General features: G+C 40.3%; 22 protein-coding genes and 2 pseudogenes. 12 read left to right on the top strand and 12 right to left on the bottom strand.

The annotated features are described in order from the left end of the window. Positions 1-122: 122 nt before the first annotated feature. Both AC1M9D_RS08055 and thrC read left to right on the top strand, forming a co-directional pair. Positions 123-1,427 carry a homoserine dehydrogenase gene (locus AC1M9D_RS08055; RefSeq protein WP_035263907.1) on the top strand — a complete coding sequence of 435 codons (1,305 nt, stop codon included), beginning with the start codon at positions 123-125 and terminating at the stop codon, positions 1,425-1,427. A 60-nt stretch (positions 1,428-1,487) separates the two neighbouring features. Then, positions 1,488-2,627 carry a threonine synthase gene (gene thrC, locus AC1M9D_RS08050; protein ID WP_092767330.1) on the top strand — a complete coding sequence of 380 codons (1,140 nt, stop codon included), beginning with the start codon at positions 1,488-1,490 and terminating at the stop codon, positions 2,625-2,627. A 48-nt stretch (positions 2,628-2,675) separates the two neighbouring features. Here thrC and AC1M9D_RS08045 read toward each other — a convergent pair whose 3' ends face one another. After that, entirely contained in the window at positions 2,676-3,737 is a 1,062-nt protein-coding gene (locus AC1M9D_RS08045) for a serine hydrolase (RefSeq protein WP_180028165.1), read from the bottom strand. Between the two features lie 217 nt (positions 3,738-3,954). Here AC1M9D_RS08045 and gacA point away from each other — a divergent pair, with 217 nt between their 5' ends. The 4 genes and pseudogenes from gacA to AC1M9D_RS08025 all read left to right on the top strand — a co-directional run. Next, on the top strand, positions 3,955-4,590 hold the full coding sequence (gene gacA, locus AC1M9D_RS08040; protein WP_092767334.1) for a response regulator transcription factor GacA: 636 nt from the start codon (positions 3,955-3,957) through the stop codon (positions 4,588-4,590). A gap of 18 nt (positions 4,591-4,608) precedes the next feature. Continuing rightward, positions 4,609-6,180: a sensor histidine kinase gene (locus AC1M9D_RS08035; protein WP_481611907.1), complete on the top strand. Its 1,572-nt coding sequence runs from the start codon at positions 4,609-4,611 to the stop codon at positions 6,178-6,180. Positions 6,181-6,197: 17 nt separating this feature from the next. Then, a pseudogene (locus AC1M9D_RS08030) lies at positions 6,198-7,326 on the top strand (sigma-54-dependent transcriptional regulator); the annotation flags it as partial. A gap of 107 nt (positions 7,327-7,433) precedes the next feature. Continuing rightward, a pseudogene (locus AC1M9D_RS08025) lies at positions 7,434-7,613 on the top strand (helix-turn-helix domain-containing protein); the annotation flags it as partial. A 28-nt stretch (positions 7,614-7,641) separates the two neighbouring features. Here the strand turns inward: AC1M9D_RS08025 and AC1M9D_RS08020 are convergent. The 4 genes from AC1M9D_RS08020 to lptF form a co-directional block, all read right to left on the bottom strand. Next, the gene (locus AC1M9D_RS08020) at positions 7,642-8,817 is read right to left on the bottom strand and encodes a S41 family peptidase (protein WP_228143113.1); all 1,176 of its coding nucleotides are present in this window, start codon (positions 8,815-8,817) and stop codon (positions 7,642-7,644) included. Positions 8,818-8,837: 20 nt separating this feature from the next. Then, positions 8,838-10,382 (bottom strand): 2,3-bisphosphoglycerate-independent phosphoglycerate mutase, encoded by a 1,545-nt coding sequence (gene gpmI / locus AC1M9D_RS08015; RefSeq protein ID WP_092767340.1) that lies wholly within the window; start codon positions 10,380-10,382, stop codon positions 8,838-8,840. A gap of 123 nt (positions 10,383-10,505) precedes the next feature. Beyond that, positions 10,506-11,576 (bottom strand): LPS export ABC transporter permease LptG, encoded by a 1,071-nt coding sequence (gene lptG, locus AC1M9D_RS08010; RefSeq protein WP_035263894.1) that lies wholly within the window; start codon positions 11,574-11,576, stop codon positions 10,506-10,508. Next, entirely contained in the window at positions 11,576-12,676 is a 1,101-nt protein-coding gene (lptF, locus tag AC1M9D_RS08005; protein WP_035263893.1) for an LPS export ABC transporter permease LptF, read from the bottom strand. The genes lptG and lptF overlap by 1 nt, the downstream gene beginning before the upstream one ends. Before the next feature lie 143 nt (positions 12,677-12,819). On the opposite strand from lptF, the gene AC1M9D_RS08000 reads away from it, so the two are divergent. The 4 genes from AC1M9D_RS08000 to AC1M9D_RS07985 all read left to right on the top strand — a co-directional run bounded on the left by AC1M9D_RS08000 (position 12,820) and on the right by AC1M9D_RS07985 (position 15,633). Then, positions 12,820-14,259, top strand: coding sequence for a leucyl aminopeptidase (locus AC1M9D_RS08000; RefSeq protein ID WP_481607880.1), 1,440 nt, complete (start codon positions 12,820-12,822; stop codon positions 14,257-14,259). After that, complete coding sequence (locus tag AC1M9D_RS07995; RefSeq protein WP_092767347.1) at positions 14,259-14,666, top strand: DNA polymerase III subunit chi; 408 nt, start codon at positions 14,259-14,261, stop codon at positions 14,664-14,666. Before AC1M9D_RS08000 ends, AC1M9D_RS07995 begins: the two co-directional genes overlap by 1 nt. A 30-nt stretch (positions 14,667-14,696) precedes the next feature. After that, the gene (gene blhA / locus AC1M9D_RS07990; RefSeq protein ID WP_481611906.1) at positions 14,697-15,305 is read left to right on the top strand and encodes a cell division protein BlhA; all 609 of its coding nucleotides are present in this window, start codon (positions 14,697-14,699) and stop codon (positions 15,303-15,305) included. A gap of 109 nt (positions 15,306-15,414) precedes the next feature. Then, positions 15,415-15,633, top strand: coding sequence for a hypothetical protein (locus AC1M9D_RS07985; protein ID WP_481611905.1), 219 nt, complete (start codon positions 15,415-15,417; stop codon positions 15,631-15,633). A gap of 44 nt (positions 15,634-15,677) precedes the next feature. Here AC1M9D_RS07985 and AC1M9D_RS07980 read toward each other — a convergent pair whose 3' ends face one another. The 7 genes from AC1M9D_RS07980 to glnK form a co-directional block, all read right to left on the bottom strand. Next, on the bottom strand, positions 15,678-16,226 hold the full coding sequence (locus AC1M9D_RS07980) for a VTT domain-containing protein (RefSeq protein ID WP_481593222.1): 549 nt from the start codon (positions 16,224-16,226) through the stop codon (positions 15,678-15,680). A gap of 111 nt (positions 16,227-16,337) precedes the next feature. Further along, entirely contained in the window at positions 16,338-16,997 is a 660-nt protein-coding gene (locus AC1M9D_RS07975) for a riboflavin synthase (protein WP_481611904.1), read from the bottom strand. Between the two features lie 28 nt (positions 16,998-17,025). After that, the gene (locus AC1M9D_RS07970; RefSeq protein ID WP_481611903.1) at positions 17,026-18,318 is read right to left on the bottom strand and encodes a DNA adenine methylase; all 1,293 of its coding nucleotides are present in this window, start codon (positions 18,316-18,318) and stop codon (positions 17,026-17,028) included. Then, positions 18,315-19,412, bottom strand: a complete 1,098-nt coding sequence (ribD, locus tag AC1M9D_RS07965; RefSeq protein ID WP_092767357.1) for a bifunctional diaminohydroxyphosphoribosylaminopyrimidine deaminase/5-amino-6-(5-phosphoribosylamino)uracil reductase RibD — start codon at positions 19,410-19,412, stop codon at positions 18,315-18,317. Before ribD ends, AC1M9D_RS07970 begins: the two co-directional genes overlap by 4 nt. 31 nt (positions 19,413-19,443) lie before the next feature. Beyond that, positions 19,444-19,908, bottom strand: coding sequence for a transcriptional regulator NrdR (gene nrdR / locus AC1M9D_RS07960; protein ID WP_035263879.1), 465 nt, complete (start codon positions 19,906-19,908; stop codon positions 19,444-19,446). 138 nt (positions 19,909-20,046) lie between these two features. Continuing rightward, entirely contained in the window at positions 20,047-21,441 is a 1,395-nt protein-coding gene (locus AC1M9D_RS07955) for an ammonium transporter (protein WP_481611902.1), read from the bottom strand. A 58-nt stretch (positions 21,442-21,499) separates the two neighbouring features. Further along, on the bottom strand, positions 21,500-21,838 hold the full coding sequence (gene glnK / locus AC1M9D_RS07950; protein ID WP_004650081.1) for a P-II family nitrogen regulator: 339 nt from the start codon (positions 21,836-21,838) through the stop codon (positions 21,500-21,502). 272 nt (positions 21,839-22,110) lie between these two features. Here glnK and AC1M9D_RS07945 point away from each other — a divergent pair, with 272 nt between their 5' ends. Continuing rightward, positions 22,111-22,338 (top strand): accessory factor UbiK family protein, encoded by a 228-nt coding sequence (locus AC1M9D_RS07945; RefSeq protein ID WP_035264082.1) that lies wholly within the window; start codon positions 22,111-22,113, stop codon positions 22,336-22,338. Between the two features lie 89 nt (positions 22,339-22,427). Further along, positions 22,428-23,912 carry a YifB family Mg chelatase-like AAA ATPase gene (locus AC1M9D_RS07940; protein ID WP_481611901.1) on the top strand — a complete coding sequence of 495 codons (1,485 nt, stop codon included), beginning with the start codon at positions 22,428-22,430 and terminating at the stop codon, positions 23,910-23,912. Positions 23,913-23,940: the final 28 nt, after the last annotated feature.

Raw genomic sequence — 23,940 nt, 5'->3', positions numbered from 1 at the left:
TTTATGAGATAAATTACTGCTTTTTATACATCAATATTTAACTCGATTGACCCTAGAGTCTGCCTCTTTTTTTAGCTATGATCTAGGTTCAATAAAATTTTACATATTTTTTGGAGTGTGACGTGAAACCAGTTCGTCTGGCAATACTCGGTCTAGGAACCGTAGGTGGTGGTGCCCTTAAACTATTACAAGAAAACGCTGCTGAAATTAGACGTCGCACCGGTCGTGAAATTCAAATTACTTATGTGGGTACTCGTCGCCCTCGCCCAGATTTAAATCTTCCAGACTCAGTTAAACAAAGTGCCGACCTTCTTGATATCGTTCGTCAACCTGATGTTGATGTTGTTGTTGAAGTCATGGGTGGTATTCACCCTGCTTATGAAGTCATCAAAGAAGCAATTGTTCATGGCAAACAAGTTGTCACTGCCAATAAGGCGCTTTTAGCTGAACATGGTAACGAATTATTTAAACTTGCTGAAGACAATGCTGTACAGATCGCCTATGAAGCAGCTGTTGCTGGCGGTATTCCAATTATCAAAGTAATTCGTGAAGGCTTAGCTGCCAATAAAATCGAGTGGCTTGCAGGCATCATTAATGGTACAGGCAACTTTATCCTAAGTGAAATGCGTGAAAAAGGACGTGCTTTTGCGGACGTTTTGAAAGAAGCGCAAGAACTTGGCTATGCTGAAGCAGATCCAACCTTTGATGTAGAAGGGATTGATGCTGCTCACAAGTTAACCATTCTTGCATCTTGTGCATTTGGTATTCCACTTCAATTTGATAAAGTTTTTACTGAAGGAATTGGCAAAGTTACTGCTCAAGATGTGAAGTACGCCGAAGATCTTGGCTTCCGTATTAAGCATTTAGGTATTGCACGTCGTGCAGAAAAAGGCATTGAACTACGTGTTCACCCAACGCTCATTCCAGATGACCAGTTGATCGCAAATGTAAACGGCGTTAAAAATGCTGTTCTCGTACAAGCGAACGCAGTCGGCCCAACTTTATATTATGGTGCTGGTGCTGGTGCTGGTCCAACTGCTTCTGCCGTAGTCGCTGACGTTGTCGATATCGTTCGTGACATTTCTTATACTGAAGACGGTGCTGGAACTATTCCACAATTAGCATTTGAAGCACTCACAGACTTACCAATTCTAAGTCGTGAAGAAATGACAACGGGTTACTACATCCGTATTAATGCTGAAGATCAAACAGGCGTACTTGCTGAAGTTACTACGATCTTGAGTCGTGCAGGAATCAGTATTGATGCCATTATGCAGCAACCTCGCTTAAAAGACCTTATTCCTATCGTGATTCTGACAGATCCTATTGTTGAATCAAAAATGGATGAAGCGCTTTCACAAATTCAAGCATTACCCGTCATCCATGGCGAAATTGTACGAATTCGTTTAGAATCGCTTGATAATTAATCATCTCGGGTAGAGGGTACTGCTGCCCTCTCCAGCTCTACACACAATTGGAACATCATCATGTCTAATGCCAATCGTTACACTGGTTTAGTTGACCGTTATCGCGACCGTTTACCAGTGTCTGCAACTACTCGTGCAATCTCCCTAGGCGAAGGTAATACACCACTGATTAAGCTTGCGAATATTCCACGTTTAATTGGCAAAAATGTTGAAATTTATGTGAAGTACGAAGGCTTAAACCCGACTGGTTCATTTAAAGACCGTGGTATGACCATGGCAGTCACTAAAGCGGTTGAAGAAGGCTCTAAAGCGATTATCTGTGCATCTACAGGTAATACCTCTGCTGCCGCTGCCGCTTATGCTGCTCGCGCTGGTATTAAAGCATTCGTTTTAATTCCAGAAGGCAAAATTGCAATGGGTAAAATGGCTCAAGCAATGATGTATGGTGCGATCACAATGCAAATTCGTGGTAACTTCGATGACGGTATGCGCCTTGTTAAAGAAGTTGCTGACCAAGCCCCTGTAACTATCGTAAACTCAATCAACCCTTACCGTTTGCAAGGCCAAAAAACGATTGCATACGAAATCGTTGATGAATTAGGTCGTGCACCTGACTATCACTGCTTACCAGTAGGCAACGCAGGTAACATCACTGCACACTGGATGGGTTATACAGAAGCTGTTGCAAACCAACCTGCGGATCAATTTGAGCAAGTAATTTATGATGCTGAAACTGATCAATTCACTGGTCCTAAACCTGAAGGTTTACCGACGATGGTTGGCTATCAAGCTTCTGGCGCAGCACCATTCTTACGTGGTGCACCTGTTCAAAACCCTGAAACTGTTGCAACAGCAATCCGTATTGGTAACCCACAAAGCTGGAACCATGCGAAAGCGGTAGTACGTGACTCTCAAGGTTGGTTTGATGAATTAACAGATGCTGAAATCTTAGAAGCTCAACGTTTGCTTTCTATGTATGAAGGTGTATTTGTTGAGCCTGCTTCTGCAGCTTCGATTGGTGGTGCAATCCGCGATATTAAAGCGGGCAAAATTGCTGAAGGTTCAGTCATTGTTTGTACTGTAACAGGTAATGGTCTTAAAGATCCGGATACTGCTATCAAACAGTGTTCTGATGCAGTCATGCTTTCAATTGATGCAACGATGGATCAAGTACGCGATTCAATTTTGTCTAATATGTAAGATTGCATCATAAAAAACCCTGCATCTGCAGGGTTTTTTATTTATGGTCTAGATCGCACGTGGTAACTGACTGGTCCAACGCATTAAGCGAACAGCATCATCATTACGAGCTTGAGTATTGCTTGCTCCTAAAAGCACAACTACAGCTGGACGATTATTCAAAGTCGTATGCATCACCACACAACGCCCAGCCTCATTAATAAATCCCGTCTTTGAAATGTTAATATTCCAGCCACCGTTACGAACGAGAGAGTTCGTATTGTTCGATTTCAACACACGATAACCGAGGTTAAAATCATAGGTTGGCGTCGTAGAAAATTGACGAATAAGACCGTACTGTGATGCGGTACTCACCAAGATGCCCAAGTCCCGCGCAGAAGCAACATTACGAGGATCTAGACCTGTAGACTCAGTAAATTTAGATGAATGCATCCCTAAGGCACGTGCTTTATTATTCATAGCAGAGACGAAAGCCGCACGACCTCCTGGATATGTTCGAGCCAAAGCCGCAGCTGCAGGGTTTTCAGATTTCATTAAAGCGAATAATAAGGCTTCAGCACGATTCATTGTGTCACCTACACGCAATGTCGAGCTTGAGTTTTTACCACCCGCACCTGCAAAATCAATGCTTTGCAGTGTAATATTTTCAGACATATTTAATTGTGCATCTGCAATCACAACAGCTGTCATTAATTTTGTAACAGACGCAATCGGTAGAGCAGTATTCGTGTTCTTACTAAATAAGACCTCACCTGTATTTGCATCCATGACCAACGCTGCACGCGCGTTCACTGAAGGTTGATTACTATAGCGACTGTTATCAAGAATCTGCGTAGTTGGTGATGTTGAGGTCGCAGGGCCTGTAGATTTACGAATTGTTGTTGTAATCGTGGTCGTTGCTTGAGGTGTATACTCTTCTGAAGAGGAAGTAGAAGCTTTGACACTATCATTATTTAAGAATTGGCTTGCATCTTCAGATGACCAACTGATACTCGCCTGCCCCGGTGCAGAATTAGCATGATTAATTAATTCTGCAAAGCTCAATGAGCTCATAGAGAGTAGTACTGATGTAGTCAGCACATGCATTAGCGTTAATTTCTGTTTTTTCACGATAACTTACTCATCTTACGGAGGCATTTTGCATCATTGCTAATCACCTCAAATATGACTTACATTTAGGTACAAACGTGATTAATATTAAACCACGTGATTATGCACAGTATTTTAGTAAAGATTAGGAATAGCATTGCTATTTTTGTTAGTCCAATGCAAGCAATTTTTGCATCATGTAACAAAAAAGTAAGAATAGATTTCAGAGGAGGTGTTTGTGATCACGGTATTAGTGGTAGATGACCATGAGTTAGTTCGTACAGGTATTTGTCGTATGCTTGAAGATCAAGCAGATATTCAAGTCATTGGTCAAGCAGAGTCCGGTGAAGAAGCAATTAGTCTTGTTCGTCAACACCACCCTAATGTCGTCTTGCTCGATGTGAATATGCCTGGTATCGGTGGCGTAGAAACCACTCGCCGTTTATTACAAACAGCACCTGACACCAAAGTTCTCGCCGTCAGTGGCCTAGCGGAAGAACCCTATCCATCACTACTGTTAAAAGCGGGGGCTCGTGGTTATATCACGAAGGGAGCTCCGATCACAGAAATGGTGCGTGCAATTAATAAAGTCATGCAAGGTGGTAAATACTTCAGTGCAGATATTGCTGAACAGCTTGCGAGTTCTTATTTATCTGATACACAAACCTCTCCTTTTGACGCACTTTCTGAACGTGAAATGCAAGTCGCGATGATGGTTGTGAATTGTATTAGTGCCCAAGAAATTTCAGACAAACTTTTTGTTAGCGTAAAAACAGTGAATACTTATCGCTATCGTATATTTGAAAAATTAGGAATCGATAGTGATGTCAAACTGACTCATTTGGCAATTCGTTATGGTTTGATTAAACCTTAATTTGATCTGAGTATTCCAATGACGTCTGCTGCTTCAATTTCTATTTATCAAACGATCTACCGTCTTGGAACACTATATTCAAGTTATCGTGTCATTATCGCCTTAAGCTTAACACTCATATTCCTACTGACGATTGATTCTGAACGTTATTTTTATCAATATGAATCAATCTATTTTTACGCTTTACTCCTTTATGTTGCAAGTAGCATCGTACAAACGATCGTTTTAAAATACTTACCACAAGCTATTTCTAAACAAATTATCACCTTATTTGCAGTTGACCTGCTCTTTCTAAATACCCTTACCTTTGCACTCGGTGGTCCCAATATCGCAATTGGGTTATTGTTTGTCATTTCCGTCTTTGCAGCAAACTTTTTACTCAGTAAAAACCAAGCCTTATTCATCACATTAGTCGCGGTGATTGGGGTCGTATATCAACAGTTTTTTGGCAGTTTATTCTCCATTGAAAGTCTAAATAATATTGGTGACAGTGCCTTTCTTGCTTTTTTATTTTTTGTGGTTCATGGCATTGGTCAAGTATCAATACAACGGTTTCAAGTACTCGAATCCGTCAATACACATCAAGCCAATGAACTCTTTAAACTACAAAATATTAATCGCTATATTCTTGAGCAAATCGAAGTCGGTTATCTGGTCTTAGATGATCACTGTAAAATTATCGTCTGCAATCCTGCTGCATATTCCTTACTTGGTATTTCGCCCCTGTACGCTCATGAACAATATAATCTTGCCAACTTCCAACCAGATCTCTATGAAATTCTAAAAAACACATTGGTTGCTCATGGAGAGCGCTTTCAGTTTGAATCTCATCAATCATCCTATACAGTTGATATTCGTGTTCAAAAACTGGTTACACCTCAACAAGCACTCACGCTATTAATTTTGGAAGATGCGCAAAAGCTTAATCAGAAAGTTCAACAAATGAAATTAGCTTCTCTTGGTCAATTATCAGCCAGCATTGCACATGAAATACGTAATCCTTTAGCGGCAATCGTACAAGCTAATGAACTTAATGATGATTCGGATGAAGAACAAAAACGTATGCTCAATCAAATGATTGCCAAGCAAGCAAAGCGTATTGATAAAATCGTCAAAGACACATTGGATATGGCAAAGAATAAAAAAACTGCTGGTGTACTAATTCATTTTGAACAGTTTATGCATGATCTTATTCACCAAGATTTAGCAGATATCAGTTCTCATATTCAATTACAGCTTGAAGCTAATCTTGAAGTTTATTTTGATGAAATCCAACTGCGACAAGTTCTGATTAATTTAATTCGTAATGCTATTCGTCATAATGATCCGACCGCAGAGTACATTTTTGTCAGAAGCAGTTGTTCAGAAAATCAAATTTTTATTGATGTTATCGATTTTGGCAAAGGCATCCAACAACATGATTTATCTCAATTATTTCAACCATTTTTTAGTACTGAAACCAATGGAACTGGTTTAGGATTATATTTATCACAAAGTATTTGTGAAGCTAACCAAGCAAAATTGAGTTATATCGAACAAGAACAGCAAGGTGCATGTTTTCGTATTACATGCCATAAGACAGACGTTTAGATGGATAAGATCAGGTTATGGTAAAGCAACAACCTTTAGTACTTTTAGTCGATGATGAACCTGATTTATGTATGTTGATGCAAATGACCCTTTCTCGGATGGGCATTAAAACGCATATGGCACATCATTTGAAACAAGCACTACGTTTTCTAAGCGAATATAAATACGATGCGTGTATCACCGATTTCAATTTACCAGATGGCAATGGCATCGATTTAGTTAAATACGTCACCCAGCACTATCCGAAGACGCCCATCGCGGTACTGACCGCCTATGCCAATATGGAGTTGGCAATCTCTGCTTTAAAAGCAGGCGCTTTCGATTTCGTCAGTAAGCCTATTAATCAACAGCATTTGCATCAATTGCTTAAGAAAGCATTACATACCCCTGCAGTGGATGATGATCTCAATCAGCTTCCGCTTGAGGAACAACTGCTGATTGGTGTCTCAGAACAAACTCAACAGCTTCGTACGGCAATCAAAAAAATAGCTCGATCACAAGCGCCCGTCTTTATTACAGGTGAATCAGGGACTGGTAAGGAAATCGTTGCGAATCTTATTCATCAACTCAGTAATCGTCATGATCATGCCTTTGTCGCGATCAATTGTGGTGCAATGAATGAAGACCTGATGGAAAGTGAATTATTTGGTCATATCAAAGGGAGTTTTTCGGGTGCTGACCAAGACAAACAAGGGTTAATTCAAACTGCTGATGGTGGAACATTATTTTTAGATGAAATTGCAGAGCTTTCACTCGCCATGCAAGCTAAATTGCTACGAGCAGTTCAAGAAAAGAAAATACGTCCGATTGGCAGTGATAAAGAGCTTGATGTTGATTTTAGAATTGTCAGTGCAAGCCATCAAAATCTTGAGCAATTGGTTCAGCAAGGCAAATTTAGACAAGATCTATTTTTTAGAATTCATGTGATGGATTTACGTCTTACCCCACTCCGCGATAGACCCAAAGATATTCCCGTTCTAGCTCAACATTTTATTGATAAAATCAGTAGTGAATGGCGTATTGAAGCCCCTCAACTATCTCAAGACGCGATACAATTCCTTAAACAACAACCATTTACAGGTAATGTACGCGAACTTAAAAATATCATCGAGCGTGCACTTACACTTTGCGATGATAAGCTCATAGCCGTCGAGCATGTTAAAAGCCCTTCATTAGGCTTAACATCCCCACCTTTAGCACAACAACCAAATAGTCAAATTGAAGGAACTACTGATTTACCTTCTCAGACACCCAAAGGTTTGCCCGAAGAGGGATTAGAACAATACCTTGAGAAAGTAGAAAAAGAAGTTTTAATTAATGCGTTAAACTCAACGCATTGGAACAGAACCCTAGCCGCCAAAAAATTAGGAATGACATTCCGCTCATTACGATATCGTTTAAAAAAATTTGGTTTAGATACTGAAGATGAATAACTTAGCATCACCCCGATATTGATGATATTTAACGGCTTCTTAACAACAAATCGGCTGCGTGTTGGAGGTAAACCTCTTCTTTCATATCCTGCGGCCAAGGATATTCGATATTAGGGGCTATGCCTTGCCCATCAATCTCGACACCATTGGGTGTTAAGTAATGAGATACTGTCATTTGTAGTGCCGCACCATTTTCAAGTGGAAAGAGTTTTTGCACAACACCTTTACCATAACTCTTTTCACCAATGATTACGGCGCGTTGATGATCTTTCATTGCTGCCGTAAATACTTCTGCTGCAGAAGCCGAACGTTGATTAATCAATACTCCGACTTTAAGCCCTGTAAATTCATGTCCAGGTAAAGCTTGGAATTGTTGATCACCTTCTGAACGGCTACGTGTAGATACAATCAAACCCTGATTTAAAAATAAATCTGCCGTTTCCACAGCAGAAGATAATAATCCACCCGGATTATTTCTTAGATCTATTAAAACAGCTTTGAGTTGTTGGCTATGATGCTCATCGATATAACGTTTTATTTCATTCGCAGTATCTTGCTGAAAAACTTTCACCTTTAATAGTAAAACTTGATTACTCAGCATATGTGCTTGTATATCGGCAACATCTAGTTTTTGATTTCTCACTAAAATAATTGGAGATGAGTTCGGTGATCTTTGTAAACTGATGGTTGATCCAATCGAGCCGCTGAGCAAGTCTTTGACTTGATCTTGGTTTAACAATCTAAGCTCTTGTCCATCAATTTTGTAAAGTGTAACGCCGTTGGCCAATCCTAATTTTGCCGAGTCACTATCGGGATCTAAATTTTCGATCTGCCATAAACCTCGTGAGGTATCAAAGCTAAGATCAAAATCGATACTCGCTAAATCCTCCTCGGTATATTTGAGGAGTTGGCGATAATCTTCTGGAGATAAATAGCGAGAGTAACGATCTAGCCCACTCACCAAACCTTGGATCGCTTGTAAAAATAACTGATCGTCAGTGACTTCAGTGACATAGTTTTCTTTTACTGTACCGTAAATCTGAACAAACTGCTGTATAGATTCAATCGGAACTTCTGAACTGTTTGATGACCAGTCTTCTTCTAAAGGATCAACTGCTGGACCCTTAGATCCAGCAGCGAAAGCATGAACCCCATTCAAACTTAAAGCTAGACCTAACATGAGTTTGAATAACAATGGATTCATACTGAATTCCTTCTTATTTTTTAAACTAAAGTCACTAAATTGCGACCTTTCATTTCAGCAGGAACAGGCAACTGCATTAAATTCAATAATGTCGGTGCAACGTCTGCAAGCACCCCACCCTCTGCAATTTTTGCTTGAGTTGGACCTACATAAATAAATGGCACATGCTCAGTTGTATGTTGAGTATGGACTTGACCACTTTCATAGTCCTGCATTTGTTCAACATTACCGTGATCCGCAGTGATCAACATATGACCTTTCTTCGCCATCACTGCATCATAGACACGACCTAAGCTGACATCCACTGCTTCTACTGCTTTAACGGCAGCATCGAATACCCCTGTATGTCCAACCATATCGCCATTTGCATAGTTCACAACGAGTAAGTCAAATTCACCTGAATTAATTGCATTCACTAACTCATCAGTGACTTCATAAGCACTCATTTCTGGTTTTAAATCATAGGTTGCAACATTTGGTGATGGAATCAAAATACGTTTTTCACCTGGATACTCATCTTCACGACCACCACTGAAGAAGAAAGTCACATGGGCATATTTCTCAGTTTCCGCGATACGTAATTGAGTTTTACCTAAATTAGACAGGTATTCACCAATTGAATTGACCAACGGTTCTGGCATATATGCCACCGGCGCATTAATTGTCGCTTGATAGCGCGTTAACATGACAAATTTCGCAAGCTGAGGCACAACTTTACGCTCGAAACCATCGAAGCCTTGTTCAACAAATGCTTTTGTCAATTCGCGAGCACGATCTGCACGGAAATTCATAAAAACAACAGCATCACCATCTTGTACTGCGGCTACATCCCCAATACGTGTTGCTTTCACAAACTCATCTGACTCTTCAGCAGCATACGCTTGTTCGAGACCTTCCACAGCAGATTCAACTACGCGAACAGCCTCACCTTCTGTTAATAAACGATATGCTTGTTCGACACGATCCCAACGATTGTCACGATCCATTGCGAAATAGCGACCGATCATCGTTGCGATTCGACCCTGACCTGGATATTGGGCAAATAGTGCATCTAATTTCTCTAAAGACGGCTGTGCACTTTTTGGCGGAGTATCACGACCATCTAAGAAAGCATGTAAATAGACTTGAGCACCTTTTTTTAGTGCCAACTCTGCCATAGCAACAATGTGGTCTTCATGAGAGTGAACACCACCTTCAGACAACAATCCAAAAATATGTACTGCTTTTTGATTTTCTTTTGCTTTTTCTACAGCATCAACCAATACTTCATGTTTGTAGAAATCACCAGTACGGATATCTTTGGTAATACGAGTGAAATCTTGATACAACACGCGTCCAGCACCAAGATTCATATGACCAACTTCTGAATTCCCCATTTGGCCATCTGGAAGACCAACATCTTCACCTGAACCTGAAATCAGACCATGTGGATGATTCTGTTTCATTGCAGTTAAATTAGGTGTTTTCGCTGCAAGAAAAGCATTATCTTCGACCGCTTCACGATGACCCACACCATCCATAATGACTAAAACGTGAGGGATTTTGCCAGCAGTTGCATCCGTCATGATATACACTCTTTTCTGTTTACAAATTAATCAACGTATCTTAACGAATTTTTCATTAAGACTCTATCTGAACACGATGGCTTTGATTGATCTAGACCATCTATTTTTCAATTTAAAAATTCTCTAGCGCGCTCGATATAGCAAATAGCTACCTACCGCAAAGATAAGCACAATTGGCAGAAAAACAAACCAAGCGGGAGATGGTGAATACACCAAACTCGCGTACCCTAAGAAGTCTTGTAGGTAGTAAAAACCAAGCCCTACAAATAACGCAATTACTAAACGAAATCCCATGGATTGTTGACGTAAAGGGCCAAAAATAAATGAGCAAGCAATCAGTACAAGTGCCAACAATGCAAATGGCGAAGCCACTTTTTGCCAGAATGCAAGTAAATACGTTTTAGGAACTTGACTATATTCATCCATATAGCGCATAAAACTGATCAATTGACTTGGAGCTAAATCTTCAGGATCAATCGTCACCATATGAACATATTTAGGTTGAAGCGCTAAAGCAACATCCTGCTGAGGAGTTTGAATCAGTCTCGAATAGCCTTCAGGAAAAATATCCATCTGACTGGCTTCAATTAAAGACCATTGTCCATTTTGTACAAATTGACCTTGATTCGCAGTCAAGACTGACTTCAGACGATAATCTTGATCAAAGTCCATCATCTCAACTTGACGTAACTGCCCTTGCGCATTTGCATAGTCAATATAAATAAATCGTTGACCTTCTCTAGTCCAATACCCTTTGACTTCGCCAAGCTCAGCAACAGAACGACGGTCTTTAATACTTTCCGCCCGCTCATTGGTGTAAGGAATAACATATTCACTGAGTAAAAATGAAAGCAATACCAAGAGCATTGCTGAGCGCATGACCCAACCCACAATACGCCACAGGCTAATCCCTGAAGCGCGCATGACAATCAGCTCACTATTTGAAGCCATTGAACCCAAACCGAGCACTGCACCAATCAATGCTGAAATAGGTAAAATTTCATATAAATATTGCGGTGAAGCCCATAGAACATGAATAAGCGCTTGCCAAGCTCCATATCCTTCTTTCAGGCTGCCTAATTCACCCATATAGGTAAAAAGAATTTGAAGGGCTGATAAAATCGCTGTAGCACCCAACATCGCCAGCGCTGTGGTTTTCGTCACATGTTTTGCGACAATTCGACGTGCCAACATTATGATTTCACCTGCTCAATTCGTTTTTTTAACTTAGGTGCTAGTTTTTGTTTACGCGAGAAAATCGCAGCACCCACTGCATAAACAATCAAGATAGCGGGATAAGCCCAAATACCAATCTCATCTTTACTAATTCTGGTTTTAATCGCCATTAATGCCACAATCAAACTGGCAAAAATTAAGAGTGCAGGAAATAATTTTAAATATCGTCCTTGGCGTGGAGTAACCTCAGACAATGCCGTTGCTAACATCAATGCCACAATCAATGTAAATGGCACAAATATTCTCCAGCCCAATTCACTGGCTACTACAGGATCTTCACGAGTTTCAATTAACTTCGAAATTGGTAACGCTTCTACATCACCACTTTCAAATTTCGCCTCTTTATCACTTTCAAGACGCAAACGATATGAAGCAAATTCAGTATGACTATATTTCGGACTATCTTGATAAATTTCGTAACGGCGACCTTGGGTTAAATCAACAACACTCGCTGTTTCACCGACCATTTCAACACGTGTCGCTTCTTTCGCTAAAATCATGATGTCAGGTTTTTCAGGCTTATCTGCTCGCTGATAGAAGAAAATTTCTTTTAAGTTTTTACGATCTTCTGAAAGTGCACCAGCATAAATGGTATAAGGACCTGAGGAAATAAACTCTTTTGGACGTACCAAATCAAAGCCTGATCGAACCGCTTGGGTCGTCGTAAGCTTTTCAAATTCACGTATACCCCATGGAGACATCCATACCATTAATACCGTTTGAATGGCCAAATAAATGGCTGTGAGAGGTAACAATAAACGAGCCAATTGATTACGACTAACACCACTGCCATTGAGAACCGCCATTTCATGATCTACATACAGTCGGCCAAACACCAACATGAGACCAATGAAAAAACCTAAAGGTAAGATCAATGTCAAAAATTCTGGAAGACGGTAGCCAATGATGCTAAATAAAATACTTGCATCCATTCGACCCTGAGCTGCCACGCCAAAATACTTGATCAAACGCCCACCCAACATGATGAGTGTAAGCAATGAAATCACAACCACAGAGGTAGATACCACTTGTTTGACGAGGTAACGTCTTATAATCAAAGTAATCTTCCAAAATTAGGTTAAATCGGCTAGCGCTAGTTTACCCGAATGTTAAAAATATAAAACCTCATTGAAATTCTATCATTGGTAGTGTTTCAATGGTTTAATGATTTAAACGGTCTCAATAGGCACACAACAAGCATATGAAACTTTCAATTAATACATCATTAGCACAAATTTCAGAAAGCCAACATTTGGTTATTTTAGTCGACTCTGAAAACACCCATGCAGTTAAAAGCAACTATCAAATCAACAATTTAGACAGCCTAACTGAAGCAGCTCAATTCAAAGCAGGTTTCAATGAGTCTTTATCGTTATTGGGTCAAATTGAAAATCAACCGAATAGCATTTTACTTGGCTTAGGTAATGCACAAGAAGTTAAAGCTGCAAAATTAGCAAAAATTGCACAAACTATTATCAAAGCTTCACAAAAAAAATTCAAACAAATCAGTGTTGATATTTCAGCTTTGCCGAATGAATTACACTACTTATTTGCACTTAAACTCACTCAATCTGCTTATGCTTTTGACGAGTTTAAGTCGAAAAAAAATGACTTTATACTCGAACAAGTTCATCTAATTGCATCAAACTCTACGCTAACGTCAAATCAACTCAACTTAATTCAAGCAATTGAAAGCGGTCAAAACGTTGCACGTGATTTAGCAAATCGTCCAGGAAATATTTGTTTTCCTGAATATTTAGCGGATCATGCAATTGCATTGGCAGCAGAATTCCCAGATTTATTGAAAGTAACCGTGCTAGATGAACAGCAAATTGCTGATCTTGGCATGAATGCATTTCTTGCAGTCAGCAAAGGTTCAGATCGCCCTGGACGTATCATTACTCTTGAATATCAAGGTCAACTTGAACAAGCTCCTATCGTCCTCGTGGGTAAAGGAATCACTTTCGATACGGGTGGTATTTCATTAAAACCAGGTTTAGGCATGGATGAAATGAAATACGATATGGGTGGTGCAGCTTCAGTTTTAGGAACCATGCGCTCACTCTGTGAAGCTCGCCTTCCGATTCATGTTGTAGGTGCAATTGCGGCGGCTGAGAACATGCCATCAGGTCATGCAACTCGACCAGGTGATATCGTCACCACGATGAGTGGTCAAACTGTTGAAATTCTAAATACAGATGCCGAAGGTCGCTTAGTCCTCTGTGACACGCTGACCTATGTCAAACGCTTTAACCCAGAACTTGTGATTGATATCGCAACATTAACAGGCGCTTGTGTTGTTGCTTTAGGCTCTGTTTTAACAGGTATGTTCACACCAGATGATGAACTGGCACATGAACTTTCTCAAGCTGGTGAACAATCCTTTGACCGTGTATGGCGTATGCCTGTCTATGATGACTACCAAGAACAGCTTGACTCTCCATTTGCTGATATTGCCAATATTGGTGGTCCAAAAGCTGGTGCTGTTACAGCTGCTTGTTTCTTGCAACGCTTCACACGTGAATATCGTTGGGCACATTTAGATGTTGCTGGTACAGCTTGGACATCTGGCGCAGCAAAAGGTGCAACTGGTCGCCCAGTTCCATTATTGGTTCAATTTCTCGCAAATCGCGTAAATTAATGTCTAAAATCAGCTTCTACTTATTTGAAAAGAGTCCAGAACGACAGGTCCAAAGTGCCTGTCGTTTATGTCGAAAAATTCTGCGTCACCCTGCAAAAATATGGATTCATTGTCCAGAATTGAGCATTCAAAACGAACTCGATGATTTACTTTGGAGTTTCGATCCACAGAGTTTTTTGACACATGGCATTGATGATCAATCAGCAGCTATTTGTATTTCGTCTAAGCTCCCTGAAACTCAGGAATGGATCGTGTTTAACTTTCACATTCATGCACTTGAAGATCCTTCACGTTTCAGTCACATTATCGAAATTATTGAAAACAACGAAGCTGCCAAAGAAATTGGACGAGAGAAATATAAAACCTATCGAAAATTAGGTATCTCACCTCAAACACATAAACTTTAGCGCGTTGTCATTGGAAAAAGGAGAATCACGGTGGCCATTAATGTCGGTCAAGATTTTAAAAAACGTTGGTTGAAAGCGCCAGAAGCGGTTCGCCAAGCTTTTATCGACGACCTTAATCGCATCAGTGATTTACTCGAACCTCAAACTCAACCAGAGCAATGGCTAGACCATGATAATCGTGCCCAGCAAGTGGCTCAATTAAAGGTTGAACAGGCTTATGCGGATGAAAAAGCACGATTAATTGAAGAAGCTCGTATTCGTAAGCAATTGGCTTTAGAAAAATCATTAGCAGAAAAACGTGCACTGCAAGAGGCTTATAATCAAAAGCTTCTACAAGATGAATATCTTAAATTTCAACAACAAACCGATTCGCTCGTACAGTTACGACAAGTGATTGATGCAGAAATCGATGAATATACTGAAAAATACCAAAAAGTGACTACACCCCATCGGGACTTTTCAGGAAACTCTTCTGCGCATTTATCAATTCATCAAGATTTAGATACGATTCGTTTACGTCTCGAGCTTGAAGCTGAAACCATGATTGAAGATGCCGTACAAATTTTTAAATCAAAACTCCAAGCAGCAGCAAAAGAAGAGATCGAACTTATTTTAAAAAATACATCTCTACCCTCTTAGAGGCTCGAACGGTGGATGCTTAGTGTCATCAAAATGAAACATATTTGTCACACCATGAATGTGATTTAAATGCTCTCTGCGATTTGACGGACATGAGGAAAGTATCACCATGAATTTTTTAAACAACATCTCTGAACGAATCACTCATTTGAAATCTGGCGAGCATGTCACGATAAGTGCTCAAGAACTATTGATTAGTCGAGCAGATTTTCAATCCGTTTTGGTGTATCTAAAACATGAGTCGAAAAAAGGCGACTTTTTAATTCAAGATGAAGCTTTGGTAGAGAATTGGTTTGATCGCACATCACTCACCATTAATAAAATTTAAAAGAGCCCACTGAGGGCTTTTTTTAACAGGTTTGAAGTATCAATTTAAGCAAAAAAATCTAAAACGGCTGAGAATATATTTCCCATGCCATACCCCATACCTAGTAAAAGTGCGATCCAAATCCAAGCACCAATAATATTGTAAAACATGAAACTGCTATAGCTCATATATCCAGAGCCAGCAGCGAATGGAGCAAAAGAACGTACAAAAGGGATAAAGCGCGCCATTAAAATGGTCTTACCACCATGTTTTTCGAAATAAGCATTGGTTTTGGCAATATACTCAGGTTTTAACCAACGTGAGTGCTCGCTAAAATATTTAATACCAAGCCATCGCCCTGTATAGAAATTGAGAATATAACCAAGGACGGAGGCGATAAATAATAACAATCCCATATAGTGCAAATGAATCAACTCAGTGGTCGAACATAAAGCACCGATGGCAATGAGCAAACTGTCCCCAGGTAAAAAAAACATGAAAACGGAACCATTTTCCGCAAATATCACTAAAAATAAAATTGCGTAAATCCATACGCCATATTGCTCTAATAAACTAGGTAAAAGCTGCTCTAAATGCAGTAAAAAATCAATCATTCTGAAGTTCTCTGAGCATGTTGCTTTCTCCTTTAGATAGATTGTATACCTAATTTATTTAAACAAAAAAACAGCCTAAAAATTTAGGCTGTTTTCTATTTTAATCATTTTTTAACGTAAAAAACCATTCTGTGCTAAAAATTCCATGCTTAATTTAGACTCAGGTTTATGCTCAGCAGCCTTATCCCCAAGCAATAAACGTTCAATATATCGTGCAAGTACATCGACTTCTAAGTTTACTTTAGTCCCGACTTTCCACGTACTAATATTGGTCCGCTCTGCAGTATGAGGAATAAGATTTAAACTCAACACATTGCCACGTAGATGATTGATTGTAAGACTAATTCCATCAACTGTGATGGAACCTTTCTCCGCTAAATATTTTGCAATTTCAGGCGGGGCCTTTACCTCAAAATAGAGTGAACGTGCATCTTGACGTTGCACCGTAATTTCACCAACAACATCTACATGTCCACTAACAATATGACCACCAAAGCGAGTTGTTGGTAACATCGCTTTTTCTACATTGACGGTTTGCCCAACCTTCCAACTCGATAAAGTTGTACGATGAATACTTTCAAGTGACACATCTGCTTCGTACCATTGATTGCCCCATGCAATAACAGTTAAGCAGATGCCATTGGTCGCAATAGAATCACCCAAGTGAACATCAGACATATCAAGATCAGTCTGTATACGCAAGCGGATATCACCACCTACATTTTGTAAACTTTCGACTTTTCCTAAACTTTCAACAATGCCTGTAAACATAATGGGTACTCTTAAATTTGTTCTATTTTTACCATAAATCCAATTGTTCAGCGACGCCTGTAGTGTCAACACCACCCAATTCAGCATAGTGGTGTAACTGACCAAGTAACTGTCGAATTGGCGGTCCTGATTTTGCGTGCGTGTCTGTAATCACGATAAACTCAAGAACGCGCGCACGCTCAGACTGACGCTGCTTACTCACACGATATCTTGGAACATCTTGAGTCAAAATGGTGACTCGTCCACGCTCTAAATTCGCTTTAAGTAAATCACCAGCCTCAATATTTCCATCTGTTGAATAGCTGGTCAAAATATAGCGTGCATTAATGGTTTGCAAAAGCTTTTCATACGCTTCTTTGGCATGTTTAGAAGAATTGTATGGGCTTGGTCGTTCTTTACGCCAAGCACGGTCGATTCCGCTCTTGAAACCCTTAGTATCTGGACTTGGTAAATCCACCTGATCCCATAAAGTCAAAGCATTCAATACATGATAGTTGCTACTATACGCATGCTGATTATAGGGTGGATCCAAATATGCCACATCGACTTCGAAACCGCTCATTTGGTTTGCTAAATGTTGAGCATCCACACACCACATTTCAGCTGCTGGGCCTGTCAGATTGGAATTTTCACAAAAACGACTTGGGGTCAGCCATAGTAATGATTCAATTCGCTCTAAAGCCGTCTGAGTTTTACCGCCCCAGCCGTGATGGAAACTCTTAAATACGCCTGAAGTATTACTCACAAAACTTGCTGAATACAATAAAGGTGCAAGTAAAGCGCTCATTTCGACATCATCAATTGCACCTTGAGCTTGCCAAGTTGCAATTTGTTGGCGAATTGCATCAATGCGCATGCCATTTCGACGTTTGAAGAATAAACGGTCTCTTGAAGGATCATAGATTTCATCATTACGAGGGCAGAGATTGTGTGTCACCCATCCTTTGACCTCAGGCAAGCGATTAAGATAATCAATTGCTTTCTGATATCCGCCTAATTCTTTAAAAGCAGGAGCTTCAGTACATGACAATATGGCATGATTAAGTGCGTGGCTGTAAGGCTCCCAATCGTTCGCTATCACTCTGTAGCCATTTTGACGAGCCAAACGAGAAACCACACCGCTCCCAGCAAAGAAGTCCGCAAAGATAGGCGCTCGACCTGAACTCATATTCAAAGTTCCAGTGCTTTCTAATGCCTCAAGAATCAAATGTAATAAACGACGCTTGTTGCCTAAATAAGGCACAAGTTGATTAAACAAATACTCATCTGTCGTACGTGCTGCATGGCGACGTTTATGATAAACCGTTGACTCTGTACTCATAGCGACTCTTGATCAGGGATTAATTTTAAACGGATGTCATCACCTAACTGAGTTACATCTTGAAGTTTAAAACGGAGTTGTTCTGTCATTAGATTAAATTCAGCATTAAACATTGGACGAGCCGATTGACCTAATAGTGTAGGCGCAATATAACTAATCAATTCGTCTACCAAATTTTCCTGCAAAAATGCAGTAGATAGGGTTGCACCAGCTTCCACCATCACATCATAGATTTGAAAATCTTTTAAGACTTTTAGCAATTCAGCTAAGGACTGAACTTCGAGTTGAATCACGCCAAGTTGTGCAAGCTCTGCTCGAAATGGCCCCATGACCATGACAGTATCAGGATTCTCTAACACTTTAGCATCTAAAGGTAAGCGACCTTGACGATCTAAAATCACACGTTTAGGCTGCACAACTCGTTCTAATTGAATATTCGGTAAAGTTCGGACATTCAACTGACAATCATCAGCCAACACTGTTTCAATACCCGTGATCACTGCACCAGAAATTGCACGCCAATGTTGAACATCCTGACGTGCCAATTCACCTGTAATCCACTTCGACTCCCCTGAAGCCATTGCTGTACGACCATCGAGACTCGATGCGACCTTTAAACGTACATAAGGTAATCCCTTAGACATAGCTTTAAAGAAGCCTAAGTTCAAAGGACGCGCTTCCAACTCACAGATCCCGACTTCAACGTCTATACCTGCTTGTTGTAGGATAGCCACACCTTTACCAGCAACCAATGGATTAGGGTCTGAACAAGCCACTATCACTTTTGCAATGCCCGCTTCGACCAAACCTTTAGCACAAGGAGGAGTACGACCATAATGCGCACAAGGTTCTAATGTGACATACGCGGTTGCACCCTGTGCTTGCTCCCCTGCTTGACGAAGTGCAAACACTTCGGCATGTGGTTGCCCAGCTTGGGGGTGAAAGCCTTCACCAATAATCTGTCCGTCTTTGACAATGACACAACCTACATTAGGATTTGGTTTTGTCGAATATTGACCTTGCTTCGCCAATACTATTGCACGACGCATCCACATTTGATCTTGATCGATCTTTTGTTGCGAGAACTCAGACATTCATAACCTTGAAGTTGAATTTGGGGCGAGATTAATGTTCTTGATCTCGGTGTTGCATTTGTTCGATTTGACGGCGGAACGCTTCTACATCTTGGAAATCTTGATATACAGATGCAAAACGTACGTATGCGACATGATCGAGTGCAAATAAAGCCTTCATTACAATTTCGCCTATAGTACGCGAACGCACATCACGTTCACCTAGTCGACGAATTTGAAGTTGAATATCACTGACCACCGTTTCAATTTGTTCTTGTGTCACAGGACGTTTTTGTAAAGCATGCATGAGTGAACGACGAAGTTTCGCTTCATCATAAGGTTCGTTTTTACCATCGGACTTGGTGACACGAGGCATCACCACTTCAAAACTTTCAAAAGTAGTAAAACGCTCATTACAACTAATACATTCACGACGACGGCGAATTTGGCAGCCTTCAGCAGCTAAACGTGAATCAATCACCTTACTATCAGCGGCGTTGCAAAATGGACAATGCATAGCAGTTTAATTGAACAAATTCTATTTGCACCAAGTGTATCAAAAAATTCTGCTCATGTTGAGCTTTCATCAATATATAGAAAAAAAACAGCCCCAAAGGGCTGTTTCACACTATATATTGATTGTAGTGTTTAATCGTTATTCAACACGCTCACCATGTTGACTTAAATCCAGACCCATACGCTCATCGTCTGACTCAACACGAATACCGATGATTAAATCAATGCCTTTCAAGATGATGAATGTCAGGATTGCTGAATAAGCGATTGTTGCAAGAACACCTTCAACTTGTACCCATAATTGGCTTAATACGTTTGTAGGTGCTGCATCGCCCATGATGAACTCACTTGCAAAGAGTGCGGTTAGAATTGCGCCAACGATACCACCAACACCGTGAAGTCCAAAGGCATCTAATGAGTCATCCGCTTTCAATGCACGTTTTAATGCTGTAATACCCCAGAAGCATACGACACCACCAATTAAGCCCATCGCTAAAGCACCACCTACTGTCACGAATCCAGCAGCTGGCGTAATCACAACCAGGCCAGCTACCGCACCTGATGCGGCACCCAACACAGAAGCTTTGCCACGAACCACTTTTTCAGTGATTAACCATGAGATGGCAGCAGCGGCAGCAGCAACTTGAGTTACCACCAATGCATAACCTGCTGAACCATTTGCACCTAATGCAGAACCACCATTGAAGCCAAACCAGCCGACCCAAATTAAACTCGCACCAATGACAGTCAATGTAAGGTTATGTGGTGCCATTGATTCTTTGCCTAGCCCCATACGCTTACCAAGCATATACGCCGCAACTAAACCAGCAACACCAGAGTTAATATGAACAACAGTACCACCAGCAAAATCAAGTGCACCATCGTTACCTAACCAACCACCACCCCATACCCAATGTGTAATAGGAGCATAGACAACCACCACCCAAATTGCGATAAACGCAACAAAAGCACTGAATTTCATACGCTCAGCAATAGAACCACTGATAATGGCAACGGTAATGATTGCAAATGTCATCTGGAAGATGACAAATAAAATTTCTGGAATTGTTCCACTCAATGCTTCTGTAGTGATACCAGACAACATAAATTTATCTAGACTTCCAATAAAGGCATTACCTTCACCAAAAGCAAGTGTGTAACCAACCACCACCCAAGCGATACTGACCACCGCAGCAGCGACAAAGCTGTGTGCCATGGTACTTAAGACATTTTTTTTACGTACCATACCGCCGTAGAACAGCGCTAAACCAGGAATGGTCATGAGTAAAACGAGTGCAGTTGAAACTAAAATCCATGCAGTGTCACCCGTATCAAGGACTGTCGCTTCTTCAACAGGAGCCTCTTCTGGAGCTGCTGGTAATGTTTCAACCAAATTAGAATCTGTAGATGAAGCCTCAGTTTCAACAACTGCTACTTCAGGAGAGGTCGGTTCTGACACTGCTTCTTCAGCCCATGCGACAGAACCACCTAAGAGTGCGCCAGACAAGCTCAGCGCCATTAGCATTTTTTTCATTCGTATCCCCCAACCTAGTTTTTTGAGTTATTCGCTACTCAGCAAACTTCATGCCAAATTAAACTGCGTCAGCACCAGTCTCACCAGTACGGATACGGATAACTTGTTCTAGATTTGTCACGAAAATTTTTCCGTCACCAATTTTGCCAGTACTAGCTACACGTGTAATTGATTCAATCACTGAATCAACCATTTCGTCACTGATTGCGATTTCAATTTTTACTTTAGGTAAAAAATCAACCACATATTCAGCACCACGATAAAGTTCAGTATGACCTTTTTGACGACCAAAACCTTTTACTTCAGTTACGGTGATCCCTTGAACGCCAATTTCAGAGAGTGCTTCACGCACGTCATCTAATTTGAATGGTTTTACAATTGCTGTTACGAGTTTCATGTTGTTTTCCTTCGGCTTTTTTCACCAGTAAGGTTTTATGTTCAAATTTCATGCCAAACTTCATAATGGTTGGGGATATTAATCAGCCAGCATGAACTTATTTATAACCTATTTTATACGCCTACACGGTCTTATGTTCTAAAAATATTGGGAATTTTGATGGATTTTTTTTATGTTCTTATTGGTTTAACCTATGAAATGTAGTTAACATTAGGGTCAATCCAAAACCGATGTTAAACTTCAATGTTGACCACTTATTATTCGGACGAACTATGATTGAAACTTTATTACAGGCAATCTTAGAACAGGTTGACCAACCCAAAAAAGATTTAGAAAAAAATGTGAGAGCGTTGTTAAACGAAGCGATTAGTAAAATGGATCTGGTTTCTAAAGAAGAAATCGAGCGTCAGAAAACTGCACTAAACAATGCCAATTCCCGTTTAACAGAACTTCAAACGCAATTAAAATCATTAGAAAGCTTAATTTCCGATCAAAAATAAGCAACATTGCACCAATACAGTGCTTAAATACAAAGTCAGTGATTAAAAATAAAGCAATTCTAAAAATAATATAATAACGGTTCAGTTTTATGTCATTTGCAAAAATTTATAACCGAGGTCTTCTTGGTTTACATGCACCACTGATTGAAGTCGAGGTTCATGTCAGCCAAGGATTACCTTCACTCACCATTGTAGGTCTTCCAGAAGCTGCTGTTCGAGAAAGTAAGGATCGTGTCCGTTCTGCAATCATTAATAGCGGTTTTCAATTTCCAACCAAACGGCTGACGATCAATCTAGCCCCTGCTGATTTACCCAAAGATAGTTCAAGGCTTGATTTACCTATTGCTTTGGGGATTTTAATCGCTTCAGGGCAACTACATGATCAAAATATTGACCGTTTTGAATTTATAGGTGAATTGGCACTCGATGGTCTGTTAAGACCTGTAACTGGAACTTTGACTATCGCAATGGCATGTCAAACCGCAGGTCATGAGTTAATGATTCCTGTGAGTAATTTGGATGATGCAGCACTTCTTCCCAATTTTAAGGTGTATACAGCCAAGTCATTAAAAGATGTTTGCCAACACTTTGATCAATCGCGTCCAATTCAACCCATATTAGCGAATAAAACGATCCAACCTCAAATAAATCGATTTGATCTCGCTGATGTCAAAGGTCAATTACGTCCAAGACGCGCCTTAGAAATTGCAGCAGCGGGTGGACATTCGATTTTATTTAAAGGCCCGCCAGGCACTGGTAAAACACTGCTTGCCTCAAGATTGTCTGGCATCTTGCCACCATTAACCAATCAAGAACACTTAGAGGTTGCAAGTATTTACTCCATTGCAAATACACCTTATCAATTTGGTCATCGTCCCTTTAGAGCACCACATCATACGGCATCCGCTGTGGCGTTGGTTGGTGGTGGCTCACACCCTCGACCAGGTGAGATCACCTTAGCCCATTTAGGTGTACTTTTTCTCGATGAATTACCTGAGTTTGACCGAAAAGTCTTAGAAGTATTGAGACAGCCTCTTGAGTCGAAAGAAATCGTAATTTCAAGAGCATCAAGACAAATTACTTTTCCAGCTAATTTTCAATTTGTGGCTGCAATGAATCCATGTCCATGTGGATACGCCTTCAATCAAGATAGTCGTTGTCAATGTTCACCTGAATCAATTAAACGCTATCAAAATCGAATTTCTGGCCCTCTACTAGATCGGATTGACTTACATATTGATGTGCCACCTTTACCTCCCCAAGACATGCAAAGCACTACACCGATGGAGAATTCTGAAACCGTCAGAAAACGTGTGATTCAGGCCTATGAGCTGCAAATTCAACGACAAGGTATGACAAATCAAAATCTAAGCTCTCAACAGCTTGATCAAGTAGCTCAACTAAATGATTCATCAAAAAAGATTATCGCTATGGCTCAGCAACGTTTGAATTTATCAGCACGTTCTTACCACCGAATCTTACGTGTCGCTCGTACAATTGCTGACTTAGCGAGTTCTGAACATATACAAACAGCTCACTTAACCGAAGCACTCTCTTATCGTAAACAGGAATAAAAAAAGCGACTCAGTTGAGTCGCTTTTT

Source organism: Acinetobacter sp. ANC_7682 (genome assembly GCF_056779795.1).
The sequence above is the reverse complement of the archived record's forward strand: the minus strand, read 5'-3'. Positions and strand labels throughout refer to the sequence as shown.

What these genes read in the sequence shown, in the direction of transcription:
- thrC (WP_092767330.1), top strand. Translation starts at nt 1,488, where the DNA reads ATGTCTAATGCCAATCGTTACACTGGTTTAGTTGACCGTTATCGCGAC.
- AC1M9D_RS08035 (WP_481611907.1), top strand. Translation starts at nt 4,609, where the DNA reads ATGACGTCTGCTGCTTCAATTTCTATTTATCAAACGATCTACCGTCTT.
- AC1M9D_RS08020 (WP_228143113.1), bottom strand. Translation starts at nt 8,817, where the DNA reads ATGAATCCATTGTTATTCAAACTCATGTTAGGTCTAGCTTTAAGTTTG.
- gpmI (WP_092767340.1), bottom strand. Translation starts at nt 10,382, where the DNA reads ATGACGGATGCAACTGCTGGCAAAATCCCTCACGTTTTAGTCATTATG.
- lptG (WP_035263894.1), bottom strand. Translation starts at nt 11,576, where the DNA reads ATGTTGGCACGTCGAATTGTCGCAAAACATGTGACGAAAACCACAGCG.
- AC1M9D_RS08000 (WP_481607880.1), top strand. Translation starts at nt 12,820, where the DNA reads ATGAAACTTTCAATTAATACATCATTAGCACAAATTTCAGAAAGCCAA.
- AC1M9D_RS07995 (WP_092767347.1), top strand. Translation starts at nt 14,259, where the DNA reads ATGTCTAAAATCAGCTTCTACTTATTTGAAAAGAGTCCAGAACGACAG.
- AC1M9D_RS07985 (WP_481611905.1), top strand. Translation starts at nt 15,415, where the DNA reads ATGAATTTTTTAAACAACATCTCTGAACGAATCACTCATTTGAAATCT.
- AC1M9D_RS07980 (WP_481593222.1), bottom strand. Translation starts at nt 16,226, where the DNA reads ATGATTGATTTTTTACTGCATTTAGAGCAGCTTTTACCTAGTTTATTA.
- AC1M9D_RS07975 (WP_481611904.1), bottom strand. Translation starts at nt 16,997, where the DNA reads ATGTTTACAGGCATTGTTGAAAGTTTAGGAAAAGTCGAAAGTTTACAA.
- AC1M9D_RS07970 (WP_481611903.1), bottom strand. Translation starts at nt 18,318, where the DNA reads ATGAGTACAGAGTCAACGGTTTATCATAAACGTCGCCATGCAGCACGT.
- ribD (WP_092767357.1), bottom strand. Translation starts at nt 19,412, where the DNA reads ATGTCTGAGTTCTCGCAACAAAAGATCGATCAAGATCAAATGTGGATG.
- nrdR (WP_035263879.1), bottom strand. Translation starts at nt 19,908, where the DNA reads ATGCATTGTCCATTTTGCAACGCCGCTGATAGTAAGGTGATTGATTCA.
- AC1M9D_RS07955 (WP_481611902.1), bottom strand. Translation starts at nt 21,441, where the DNA reads ATGAAAAAAATGCTAATGGCGCTGAGCTTGTCTGGCGCACTCTTAGGT.
- glnK (WP_004650081.1), bottom strand. Translation starts at nt 21,838, where the DNA reads ATGAAACTCGTAACAGCAATTGTAAAACCATTCAAATTAGATGACGTG.
- AC1M9D_RS07945 (WP_035264082.1), top strand. Translation starts at nt 22,111, where the DNA reads ATGATTGAAACTTTATTACAGGCAATCTTAGAACAGGTTGACCAACCC.
- AC1M9D_RS07940 (WP_481611901.1), top strand. Translation starts at nt 22,428, where the DNA reads ATGTCATTTGCAAAAATTTATAACCGAGGTCTTCTTGGTTTACATGCA.